Raw genomic sequence first — 12,026 nt, forward strand, 5'->3', positions numbered from 1 at the left:
GCTGCAATCGATTTTCCATATGAAAAGGCCACCGAATGTGAACTGCACCCCAAAAGTTGGACACCGATCCAACCTTTGGGGTGTTTTTCATGGCGAAGTACGACACGAAGTTTAAATATGAAGTGGTCAGGCGCTGCTTGAAGGGCGGCAAAAGCGCCAGAGCGGCGGGTAAAGAATTCGGAATTGATCATGCAACTGTACACCGCTGGGTGCAGAGGTACCGGCACCATGGTCTCAATGGCCTGAACAAGAAGCACGAGTATTACAGCGCCGAATTCAAGCTTTCGGTATTGAAACGAATGAAGAAGGAAGGCTTGTCCTACCGGGAGGTAGAGGCGATGTTCAATCTTCGGGGAGTAAGCACGGTCAGCCGGTGGGAGCGTCTGTATCATGAGCATGGCTTGGATGGATTGAAACCCAAGCCGAGAGGACGCCCAAAGATGATGAAGCCTAAAATTCCCCCTAATCCACTCAAGACCAAAGCCGAGGATGCACGTACGCGGCAAGATTTACTCGATGAAATCGAGTATCTGCGCGCGGAGGTGGACTACCTAAAAAAGCGGAAGGCCTTGATTCAAGCAAAGCAAGCAGCTGCGCAAAAGTAGCGCGACTAGTGCAGGAATTGAGGCCACATCACAAGCTGTCGATTCTGTTGAGAATTACAGGATTGGCACGCAGCACCTTCTATTACCAAGTCCGGGCGCAGGCAGCCGACGATAAGTACGCTGCCGTGAAGACCCACATCTGCAAGGTTTATGAGCTCCACAAAGGCCGATACGGCTATCGGCGGATTACGACCACATTAAGAAAAGCTGGCGAAGTGATCAACCACAAAACCGTTCAGCGCCTGATGCTCCAACTTGGTTTGAAATCGCTAGTGAGGCCGAAGAAATACCGCTCGTATCGCGGCCCTGGCCATGTCAGTGTAGCGAACGTACTCCAACGGCAATTCAAGGCGGAGCGATTCGGGGAAAAATGGGTAACGGATGTGACGGAGTTCAACGTCAGCGGGGAAAAGCTCTATCTCTCGCCCGTCATGGACCTGTACAACGGCGAGATCGTGGCGTATCAGACAAGCCGTTCACCGCAGTTTCATCTGGTCAAGAGCATGCTCAAGAAAGCCATAGCAACCTTAAAGGGAGTAACCCGGCCGATGCTTCATTCCGATCAGGGGTGGCAGTACCAGATGCATGCTTATCGGCGTACCTTGGCGGAAACTGGCATCACACAGAGTATGTCGAGAAGGGGAAATTGCCTGGACAACGCGGCCATGGAAAGCTTCTTCGGCACACTCAAATCGGAGTGCTTTTACTTGCACAGATTCTCTTGTATTGACCAGTTGCAGACCGAGATCCGCAAGTACATCCATTACTATAACCATCACCGCATCAAGACCAAATTAAAAGGACTGAGTCCCGTGCAATACAGAACTCAGTCCTCTGGGCCTTAACCGGCTAATGACCGTCCAACTTTATGGGGTCAGTTCAAATGGTGGCCTTTTCAAAAGCGTCGACGCTTTGGTGATGGTAGTTTTATTTCAGTCCCGAGGAGTCCGATCGATTCGAATGGGCTCGCCAGATTTCATTGTTGCTTGTCACCGTCTTACCAACTGGTCTCCCTCTCCGCCGTAGAAGAAATCTTGTGAATGGCCAGATCCGCTCCTTCAAATTCCTGCTCCGGATCCAGCCGTATCCCGACAGCCTTCTTCAGCAAGCCATAGACGATCCATCCGCCCGCTGCCGCAATGGCGATTCCCATGATGCTGCCGATGAGCTGCGACATGAACGACACGCCACCGCGTCCGCCCAGTGCCTGCAAGCCGAAGATGCCGGCCGCCAGTCCGCCCCACAGGCCGCACAAGCCATGCAGCGGCCACACGCCCAGCACATCGTCGATCTTCCACTTGTTCTGGGTGCGGGTGAACATCCACACGAAAATCGCCCCCGCAATGCCGCCGGTAACCAGTGCACCCAGCGGATGCATCAGGTCCGAGCCCGCGCACACCGCCACCAGGCCGGCCAGCGGGCCATTGTAGGCGAAGCCGGGATCGTTGCGGCCCATCAGCAGCGCCACCAGCGTGCCGCCGGCCATGGCCATGAGCGAATTCATGGCGACCAGGCCATTCATCTTGTCCAAGGTCTGCGCGCTCATCACGTTGAAGCCGAACCAGCCCACCGTCAGAATCCACGCACCCAAGGCCAGGAAAGGAATGTTGGAGGGCGGATGCGCCGCCACCGCGCCTTCCTTGCTGTAGCGGCCACGGCGTGCGCCCAGCAGCAGGACCGCCGGCAGCGCGATCCAGCCACCCACCGCGTGGACCACGATGGAGCCGGCGAAGTCATGGAACTCGGCGCCGAAGGTGGCCGCCATCCAGGCTTGCACGCCCAGGTGCTGGTTCCACGCGATACCTTCGAAGAAGGGATAGACCAGACCCACCAGCACCGCCGTGGCGATCAGCTGCGGATTGAATTTGGAACGCTCGGCAATGCCGCCCGAGATGATCGCCGGGATGGCCGCCGCGAAGGTCAGCAGGAAGAAGAATTTCACCAGCTCGAAACCGCTGCGCTCGGCCAGCGTTTCGGCACCGGCAAAGAAGCTCACGCCATACGCCACGTAATAGCCGATAAAGAAGTAGACGATAGTCGATACAGCAAAGTCGGCCAGGATCTTCACCAGGGCATTGACCTGGTTCTTCTTGCGCACAGTCCCCAGTTCCAGGAAGGCAAAGCCGGCATGCATGGCCAGGATCATGATCGCCCCCAGCAAAATGAAGAGGGCGTCTGCGCCGTTTTTGTGATCGTCCACCAGAAAATCTCCCAAAAAGTGTGCAAGGAAATGCGTGAAAGCCACGACTAAAGCAATTTCCGTTCCATTTTGGTGAAAAATTCACAGTGCCTTGATTCGAAAAGATTTTTTCGGTGCGCCTGTACGATGTCAGGCGCCGATATGCACGAACTCCGTGCATATCGGTGCCGGGTAGCGAGGGTGGGCTGCAGTTTGGTGCGTTGGCTGCCAGGCCCTGTCTACCTATCGCTGCTTATGGCCGCTTCGGTTTGGCCAGCGCGTCAATGAAGCCTGCGATCTGCTGCGCCACCGCCTCCGGGTCTTCCAATGGTGACAAGTGGCCCACGCCGGGCAGGATGTGCAGTGCCGCCTGCGGAATGCGCGGCAAAAGCTCTGCCTGCAACGTCGCGACCCGGTCCACCTGGTCGTGCTCGCCCGAGATGACGAGCGTGGGCACGTCGATGATGGCCACCTCCGCGGTGATGTCCTCCGCCATCGCCACGTTGGGCCAGGCTTGCTTGGCCTGGGGCGCAGCCTGCAAGCTATCCTCGATGACCTGTGCACGGCGGGCCGCCGTCAGCGGTTGTGCTGTCAGCACATGATCGATCACGAACTCCACCGATTCGCGCGTCTGGTAGGCACCCACCAGCATGGCGCGCTGTTCAGCGGAGAGCAGCATGGGCGAAGGCGGGGACGGTGCCACCAGGATCAGCCCTTCGAGCCCGTGCGGCCGGCGCGAGGCCATCAGCTGCGCCACCTTGCCACCCATAGAGTGGCCGACCAGGACATAGCGCTGCAGTCCCAGCGCGGCAATGACACCCTCGGCATCGGCGGCCAGGTCGGCAATCCGGTAGCCCTCGGCCGGCGCATCAGAGCGGCCCCAGCCGCGATGGTCGGTGGCAACAATGCGGCAGCGGTGCGCAAGTCGCGCGGCTACCGCATCCCAGGCCCGCGACGAACCGCCGTAGTAATGCAGGAACACCAGCGCCAGTTCGCCGCTGCCCTGCTGGGCAACATGGATGCGCGTTCCGTTGGTTTCGATATGCATGTGTCTGCTCCTTTGTGAGGGGGAGAGTCAATGGTAGATTCCATGCGAAAAATTTATAATTGGCAAATTGTTAGTCACAGTCGACACTCAGATGATCGAATAGGGAACGGCATGGACAAACTGATGAGCCTCAATGTCTTCGTGGCCGCAGTGGAGGAGGGCAGTTTTGCCGGGGCCGCGCGTCGCTTCGCGCTGTCGCCGGCGATGGCGGGCAAGCACGTCAGCCAGGTCGAGGCGGAGCTGGGGGCGCGTCTGTTTCAGCGCACTACGCGCCGCCTGAGCCTCACCGATGTGGGCCGGACGTATTACGAGCGTTGCCGCCAGATCCTCGCTGCATTCGATGAGGCGAACCGCGAAGCGACTGCCGTGCAACGTAGCGCACGCGGCCTGCTGCGGGTGGCGGTGCCGGTGACTTTCGGCGCGATGCACCTGGGCCCGGTCGTTGCGCGCTATCTGGCGGATCACCCGGAGGTCAACGTCGAGGTCGTGCTCGGCGACCGCTATGTCGATCTGATCGATGCGGGCGTGGATGTGGCCATCCGCATCGGAAAGCTCGACGATCCTGCGCTGGTCACGCGCCGGTTGGCACCCTGCAGCATGATTGCCTGCGCCTCCCCCGGCCTGATCGCGCAGCATGGCCTGCCGGCCACGCCGGAAGCCTTGTCGCGCCTGCCGCGTCTGGCCTTCAGTGACGCGGTGTCTGCCGGAGACTGGACATTCATCGATGCGGCGGGAGAGGCACATCGCCTCGACGGACCCTGCCGTGTGACAGCCAACAACATGCAGATGCTTCTGGCTTGCGTGCTGGCGGGCGCGGGTGTGGCTTACGGGCCGGCCTTCGTTTTCGGTGAGCACATCAGGCAGGGACGGTTGATTGCATTGCTCCCGGATTACCGCGCCACTGCACTGGCTATCCAGGCCGTCTATCCGAGCGCGCGAGGAATCCCGCTCAAGGTCCGCCGTTTCGTCGACTATCTTGCGGAGGACTTCGGCGATCATCCGCCGTGGGAAATCCAGGACGCTGCGCCCCCTGGCGGTCATGTACCTCGCAGACCCGGTTTGAACAGGCGCTAGTGCGATGACACGAACAGCGCCGACGGTTCCGGATCGGGCAGCGCATACGCATCCTTCATCCGCGCCACCTCTTGCGTCGGCGGCAGTTCGAACAGGCGTTTGAATTCGCGGCTGAACTGGGATGCACTCTCGTAGCCGACGCGTGCGCTGGCTTCGGCCACCGTCAGGCCATTGCGCAGCATCAGCAGACGCGCCTGATGCAGGCGCGTCGATTTCAGGTATTGCATCGGCGAGGTAGCGGTGACCGCCTTGAAATGCGCATGGAAGGAAGGCGGACTCATTCCGGCCTCGTGCGCGAGCTGCCCCACATCCAGTTTGTCCGCGTAGGCGGCATGGATCTTCCTGATGGCCCTGGCGACTTTTCCATACTGCCCGTCAGTGCGCAGTGCGGCGCGCATGGAGGCTCCTTGCCGGCCCGTGAGTACCCGCAGGTAGATCTCCTTCACCAGTGAACGGCCCAGGATCCTGGCTTCCATCGGCACCCGCATCGCTTTCAGAAAACGCAACACGGAGGCGGACATGCTGGCATCCATCCGGGTCGCGAACATGGTCTGCGGATGGGCGGAGAGGTCGGCATCGTCCATCTGCACCAGCACTTCAGCCAGCAGCTGAAAATCCAGCCGGAAATAGATCGCCAGCAAAGGCGTCTTCTCTGTGGCGTCGGTTTCCATCGTGAACGGGACGGGTACCGAAACAGCCAGGTAGTGACGGGCATCATAGAGATAGGTTTGCCCGCCGAGGAATCCACGCTTGCGTCCCTGCACGACCACCACGATGCCCGGCTCATAGAGGACCGGCGTTTCACTCAATGCACGGTTGGACCTGAGGAAGCGCACATCCGGCAGCAGCGACAGGTTGTAGCCCTCGTCAGGGGCGAGCTCGGTGAGCAGCTGCACCATGCGCTGATGCGCATTCGATTTTTTCTTCGCGGATTTCTTCGTGCTTCCCGACATGAGCAATCTCATAGTTTTAGGCAAACACCACATGCTAACCGACATGGTGGATTTGTGGAGTCCTGCCTATGATGGCACCCATCGTCCTTTGCGTCGGGAAGCTGCTTCGGCCTCCGGGAGAGGCCACCATCAAGGAGCTACAAGGATTCCCATGAAAAATTCCAGGACATTGCATTTCCTGATTACGGGCGTGAGCTCGGGCTTTGGCCAGGCGCTGGCGGATGCGGCCCTGCAGGCTGGCCATTCAGTAACAGGCACAGTGCGCAGCCAAGCCGCCAAAGAGCAATTCGAGCAGCTTGATCCCGCACGGGCGACGGCCATCGTTCTCGATGTGACCAATTTCCCCGCCATTGCTGCGGTGGTCGAGCACCTGGCTCCGGTGGATGTGCTGATCAACAACGCCGGCTATGGACATGAAGGCGCGCTCGAAGAATCCTCGTTTGAAGAGATGCGGCACCAGTTCGATGTCAACGTGTTTGGTGCCGTGGCCATGATGAAGGCCGTGCTGCCCACCATGCGCGCAAGACGCAGCGGCCACATCATCAACATCACCTCCATGGGGGGATTCATCACCATGCCGGGCATTGCTTACTACTGCGGCAGCAAGTTCGCCGTGGAAGGCATTTCCGAGACCCTGGCCAAGGAAGTGGCGGCGTTCGGCATCAAGGTCACCGCCGTGGCGCCCGGTTCCTTCCGTACCGACTGGGCAGGGCGCTCCATGGTGCGCTCGCCCCGCAGCATTGCGGATTACGACGCCGTGATCGATCCGATCCGTGCGGCACGCCAGGCCAAGAGCGGACACCAGCTCGGCGACCCGGCCAAGGCGGCGCAGGTGATCCTCGACATTGCCGGCGATGCCAACGCGCCGGCCCATCTCCTGCTGGGCAGTGATGCCGTCAAGCTGGTGCGCGAAAAGCTGGCGCGGATGGGCGAGGAAATCGACGCATGGGAAACGATCTCGGCATCAACGGATTTCCGGTGAACGATCTTGCGTGAGAGTCCGATGTCGTTGAGATAGTGTGATGCCTGGATCGATCGCGACACTATCCATCGGGAAGAGGCGAGATCATGCGGCCCGAGGGCCGCATTTTTTACGAGAAGAGCGCTGCATGTTTCTGCGGTCAGGACTGGTCAGCAGGGTTTCATCGGACGGTCATATTCGGTTGCTAGATTGCAAGCCCCCGTGTCTTCGTCACTCTTTCCCTCACCCTCACAGGAGTCGCCATGCCAGACCGCAACCCGCCAGCCGACCACAGCCGCCGCCGCTTCCTGCGCGACAGCGCAGTCACGACGATTGCCGCCACTACCACCTTGGCCGCACCCGCCGCATTTTCCGCCGCCCCCGCCATCGTCACTTCCGAGCGCCTGCGCCCGCAATTCCCCGGCGGCATCATGAGCGGCGATGTCACCCGCGACAGCGCCATGATCTGGGCGCGCGCCGACCGCAATGCGCGCATGCTGGTCGAGTATTCCACCCGCGAGGATTTCAGCAACCCGGTGCGCATCGCCGGTCCCACCGCACTGGCACGCGAGGACTACACTGCCCGCGTCGACCTGCGCGGCCTGCCGGCCGGTCAGCGTCTCTACTACCGCGTGCGCTTCCAGGACCTGGTGCATGAGTCCGCCCTGAGCGAACCGCTGACCGGCAGCCTCATGCTGCCCGCCACCACGCCTGCCCAGGCGCGCGACATCACCTTCGCCTTCTCGGGCGACGAAGCGGGCCAGGGCTGGGGTATCAACGAACAGTGGGGCGGTTATCGCGTATATGAAAGCATGCGCCGCTTCCGTCCGGATTTCTTCATCCACTCGGGCGACCAGATCTATGCCGATGGCCCCATCCAGGCCGAAGTGAAGCTGGAGGACGGAACGCTGTGGCGCAACGTGGTGACCGAAGCCAAATCCAAGGTCGCGCAGACGCTGGACGACTATCGCGGCAACTTCGCCTACAACATGCTGGACGCCAACAAGCGCCGCTTTGCCGCCGAGGTGCCCTTCCTGGTGCAGTGGGATGACCACGAAGTCCGCAACAACTGGTATCCCGGCCAGGTGATCGGTGCCGCCGAAAAGCGCTACGACGAACGCAACATCGATGTGCTCGCCGTCCGCGCGCGCCAGGCCATGTTTGAACACAATCCCTTCCGCATCGACAGCGCCGATCCTTTCCGCATCTACCGTGCCTTCAACCACGGTCCGCTGCTGGACGTGTTCATGCTGGACGAGCGCAGCTATCGTGGCCGCAATTCTCCCAATCGCCAGAAGGGCGGCCATGATGCCGACTTCCTCGGTCCCGAACAGATGCGCTGGATCAAGCAGGCGCTGCTGCGTTCGCGCTCGACCTGGAAGCTCATCGCCAGCGACATGCCGCTCTCCATCGTGGTGCCGGACCTGAACCCTGATGTGCCCCAGGGAACCTTCGAGGCCTGGGCCAATGCCGACAACGGCAAGCCCTCCGGGCGCGAACTGGAAGTAGCCGAACTGCTGCGTTTCATCAAGCAGCACGATATCAAGAACGTGGTGTGGGTCACGGCCGACGTGCACTACGCCTCGGCCACGCACTACGCGCCCGAGCGTGCGCAGTTCACCGACTTCAAGCCCTTCTGGGAATTCGTCGGCGGCCCCATCAATGCGGGGACCTTCGGGCCGGGCGAGATCGATCGCACCTTTGGTCCGGATGTGCGTTTCGTCAGCATCCCGGCGGACATGAAGCAGAACCGTTCGCCAGCCGAGCTGCTGCAGTTCTTCGGCATCGGCAAGATCGACGCGAAGAGCAAGACCCTCACCGTCACGCTGCACAACACCGACGGCAAGGAAATCTACAAGGTGGAATTGCCGCCCGAGGCCTGATCGCCTGCAGGGAGTACGGGCAGAATCGGACCGGACTCAGCCCGGTCCGGCAAGCTTGCGCGAGATGTTCGCGCAGGCTTGCAGCAGCGGTGTCACATACGCCTGCTGCGCATCGGGCAGGCGGCGATAGAGCGGAATGCTCACGCTCACGCAGGCCACCGGCACGCCATCGGCACCGACGATGGCAGCACCGTAACAAAAAATCTGCGCTTCGTTTTCTTCACGATCTTCGGCGTAGCCGCGCGTGTGGGTCTCTTCGACATCGGCGCGCAGCGCCTCCAACGTGGTGTGTGTGTTGGATGTGAAGGCTTCCAGATGCAGCGTGCGCATCAGGCGTTCGCGCTGCGCTTGCGCCAGCCCGGCCAGATAGGCTTTCCCCACCGAACTCGAATACAAGGTCACGCGCGTGCCGATGCGCGAATCCATGCGCACGGCTTGGGGACTCTCCAGCTTCTCGATGTAGACCATGCTGTGATCGCTGGGCACGGCCAGGTGCACGGTCTCGCGCGTGATGTCGCGCAGCTGGCGCAGCGACTCGATGGCCGTGGTGCGGATGTCGCTGCGGTCCCAGGCACGGCTGGCCAGATGGATGAGGCGTGGCCCGACTTCATACTGCTTGCTGCGCGGGTTTTCCACCACCATGCCCTCGGCCATCAGCGCGCCCAGGATGCGATACACCGTCGGACGCGGATAGCCCGACAGCGCCGCCAGTTGCGCAATGGAGAGCGGCGCTTCCTGATCGGCGATCAGCTGCAGCACCGCCATGAACTTGGAGAAGGCGGCAGTGCCCGCGATCTTGTTGTCGTCAGCTTGTTTGTCGTGGTCGGGCATGAGCGCGGGATCGTGGGGCAGGAGTGGATCAAGGACAGGGGCAGGATTGCGTACAAGATTCAGTACGGAAATCCGTACAGAATTCTGTACCGAATTCGCGCCAGATTATAGCCGAGCCCATATGCAAAAAATCCCGCGCCGTCTGGAGCCGGCGCGGGCAAATGGCATTGCACGTGAAAAGATTGCGTTGGCCTCAGGCCACCAGATAGCCGCCATCGACCGGTACGATGGCGCCGGTCATGAAGGAAGCCGCCGGCGAACACAGGAAGGCCACAACATTGCCGATGTCTTCCGGCTTGCCCCAGCGGCCCAGCGGCGTACGCGCGAGGATGGGGCCGGCACGCACCGGGTCATCCTGCAGGGCCTGGGTCAGCGGCGTGGCGATCCAGCCGGGGGCTACCGCATTGACGCGGATGCCGTCAGCCGCATAGGCGATGGCCAGCGACTTGGTCAGCTGCGCCACGCCGCCCTTGCTGGCGCTGTAGCCCGGCACCAGTCCGCCGCCGAAGAAGCTGAGCATGGACGCGGTATTGACGATGCAGCCACCGGATTGCTTCAGCAATGCGCGGCTGGCAGCGCAGACGCGCATGGTGCCGGTGAGGTTCACGGCGATGACCTGCTCGAAGACATCCGTTTCCAGTTCCTCGCCACGCTTGATGATGCCGGCGCAGTTGACCACGATATCGAGTTGCGTGAGACCGCTCAGCACCGCGCGCACGCTGTCTTCGCTGGCCACGTTCATCTCGGCCAGGGTGATGCCGCTGCCCTCGAATGGCGCATGCACAAAGGGCGGCAGGCCGGCGGCAATGACGTGCGCGCCCAGTGCGGCGAGCTGGCGTGCAACGGCTGCGCCTATGCCTTGGGTGCCGCCGGTAACGAGGGCGGTCTTGCCCTGAAGCAGGTCGGGAATGAAGCTCATGAAAATTCCTTCTGGTGAGTGGCAGGAGACTGGCTGGATGCCGCTACCCGTCGGGCGGCGGCATCGGGTCAGGCTACTGGGGCATGAAGCATTGCGTCATGCGGCGTGCGCCTCGATCGGCTTGTCCACCACGAACATGTAGACCAGCGCAGCGGCAAAGGCCACGGCGGCACTGATCAGCAGGGCATTGACGAAGGAGTGGGTCTGATCCACCACCACGCCCGTGATGACCGGGGCCAGCGAGCCACCGAGATAGCCGCCGAAGTTCTGCATGCTGCCCAGCGAGGCCACCAGGCGGCGCGGAATGGCCACCGACACCAGCGCCCAGGCGCCGCCGGACGCCATGTTCACGAAGGCCATGGCCAGCGAGATGTAGACGATGGCCATGGTGGTGCTGGGCGTGTAGGCGGCCGGAATGGTGAAGGCGCCGGCACCGATGAGGCCCGCGCAGATCGGCCACTTGCGGCTGCGGATGGCGGGCATGCCGCGCTTCATCAGGCCATCGGCGATATAGCCGGAGGAGAGCATGCCCAGCGTGCCGAAGATGTAGGGGATCACCACCACCCAGCCGGTGCGGGCGATGGAGAGATGGCGTTCATGTTCGAGGTAGGCCGGCAGCCAGGTGAGGTACAGCCACACCATGTAGATCACGCCCATGAAGCCGAACAGCATGCCCCAGGTAGTGCGGTAGGTGAACAGACTCTTCCATTCGGCCCAGCTCAGCTTGGCATTGGCGTTGGGATCCTGGTCGTGGTCATCGGCGAGATAGAGCACTTCGGAAGGCGTGAGCTGGACTTCGTTGCGATTCCGGTAAAACAGGTACCAGCCCACCGAGACGGCGATGCCGAGCAGGCCCATGATGATGAACATCATGCGCCAGCCGAAGGACAGCATCAGGATCGTGAGGATGGGCGGGGCCAGTGCCGGGCCGATGGTGGAGGAGGCCACGAAGATGCCGGTCGGCCCGCCGCGCTCGCGCATGGCGAACCATTCGGACACCACCTTGGCTCCCGCCGGGAACTGCGGCGCTTCGCCCAGGCCGAGGAACACGCGCGCCACCAGGAATTGCTGCAGCGTATGGACGAAGCCGCCCGCCAGTTGCGCCAGCGACCAGATGAACATGCCCGCGCCCAGCATCACGCGCGCGCCGAACTTGTCGAGCATGGCGCCGATGGGCAGTTGCGAGAAGGCATAGGCCAGCGAGAAGGCCGACAGCAACAGGCCCATCTGCGAGGCCGAGAGGTTGAGCTCCTGGCTCACCGAATGATTGGCAATGGACAGCGTGCTGCGGTCCAGGTAGTTGACGATGCCCGCCAGCATCAGGAAGCTCAGTGCCACGAGCTGTATGCGTTTGAGCCGGGGGCTCTTTTCCTTTTGGACTTCCATGGTGTGCGTCTCCAGTGTGAATGATGTGCTGCCATTGGCGTGCTTCGTAACGGCCGCGTCTGTCGCGCAGCTCGCTGTCGAGGACAGGTTCGAAGCGTCATGCAAGGATGCAGTCTTGAGGACGGTGTGGAGTCCGTCCCTGCGTGTTGCTTGTCCGGCGCTGCCCGGGCGGCGGCTGCCTGCCCAG

General features: G+C 61.6%; 10 protein-coding genes. 4 read left to right on the forward strand and 6 right to left on the reverse strand.

Going from position 1 to position 12,026, the window contains the following annotated elements; genetic code table 11:
* The first annotated feature begins 89 nt into the window (after positions 1–89).
* A protein-coding gene (locus ACWFUC_RS08130) for an IS3 family transposase (RefSeq protein WP_489624614.1) occupies positions 90–1,450 on the forward strand; the annotation gives its coding sequence in 2 pieces (ribosomal slippage) (positions 90–573 and positions 573–1,450; 1,362 coding nt in all).
* A gap of 152 nt (positions 1,451–1,602) precedes the next feature.
* Here the strand turns inward: ACWFUC_RS08130 and ACWFUC_RS08135 are convergent.
* Together ACWFUC_RS08135 and ACWFUC_RS08140 are read right to left on the reverse strand one after the other, a co-directional pair.
* Complete coding sequence (locus ACWFUC_RS08135; protein WP_489624615.1) at positions 1,603–2,805, reverse strand: ammonium transporter; 1,203 nt, start codon at positions 2,803–2,805, stop codon at positions 1,603–1,605.
* Positions 2,806–3,037: 232 nt separating this feature from the next.
* Entirely contained in the window at positions 3,038–3,832 is a 795-nt protein-coding gene (locus ACWFUC_RS08140; protein WP_489624616.1) for an alpha/beta fold hydrolase, read from the reverse strand.
* Between the two features lie 111 nt (positions 3,833–3,943).
* On the opposite strand from ACWFUC_RS08140, the gene ACWFUC_RS08145 reads away from it, so the two are divergent.
* Positions 3,944–4,906 (forward strand): LysR family transcriptional regulator, encoded by a 963-nt coding sequence (locus tag ACWFUC_RS08145; protein ID WP_489624617.1) that lies wholly within the window; start codon positions 3,944–3,946, stop codon positions 4,904–4,906.
* Here the strand turns inward: ACWFUC_RS08145 and ACWFUC_RS08150 are convergent.
* Positions 4,903–5,805, reverse strand: coding sequence for an AraC family transcriptional regulator (locus tag ACWFUC_RS08150; protein WP_489624618.1), 903 nt, complete (start codon positions 5,803–5,805; stop codon positions 4,903–4,905). The genes ACWFUC_RS08145 and ACWFUC_RS08150 overlap by 4 nt on opposite strands.
* Before the next feature lie 205 nt (positions 5,806–6,010).
* Here ACWFUC_RS08150 and ACWFUC_RS08155 point away from each other — a divergent pair, with 205 nt between their 5' ends.
* A complete protein-coding gene (locus tag ACWFUC_RS08155; RefSeq protein ID WP_489624619.1) occupies positions 6,011–6,841 on the forward strand; it encodes an oxidoreductase in 831 nt (276 codons plus the stop codon).
* 242 nt (positions 6,842–7,083) lie between these two features.
* Complete coding sequence (locus ACWFUC_RS08160; protein ID WP_489624620.1) at positions 7,084–8,703, forward strand: alkaline phosphatase D family protein; 1,620 nt, start codon at positions 7,084–7,086, stop codon at positions 8,701–8,703.
* A gap of 36 nt (positions 8,704–8,739) precedes the next feature.
* On the opposite strand, the gene ACWFUC_RS08165 is transcribed toward ACWFUC_RS08160, so the two are convergent.
* The 3 genes from ACWFUC_RS08165 to ACWFUC_RS08175 form a co-directional block, all read right to left on the reverse strand.
* Positions 8,740–9,534, reverse strand: coding sequence for an IclR family transcriptional regulator (locus ACWFUC_RS08165; RefSeq protein ID WP_034340063.1), 795 nt, complete (start codon positions 9,532–9,534; stop codon positions 8,740–8,742).
* Positions 9,535–9,727: 193 nt separating this feature from the next.
* Positions 9,728–10,453, reverse strand: a complete 726-nt coding sequence (locus ACWFUC_RS08170) for an SDR family NAD(P)-dependent oxidoreductase (RefSeq protein ID WP_489624621.1) — start codon at positions 10,451–10,453, stop codon at positions 9,728–9,730.
* Between the two features lie 96 nt (positions 10,454–10,549).
* A complete protein-coding gene (locus tag ACWFUC_RS08175; RefSeq protein WP_489624622.1) occupies positions 10,550–11,839 on the reverse strand; it encodes an MFS transporter in 1,290 nt (429 codons plus the stop codon).
* Positions 11,840–12,026 lie beyond the last annotated feature (187 nt).

This window comes from Herbaspirillum sp. Her4, assembly GCF_057961335.1.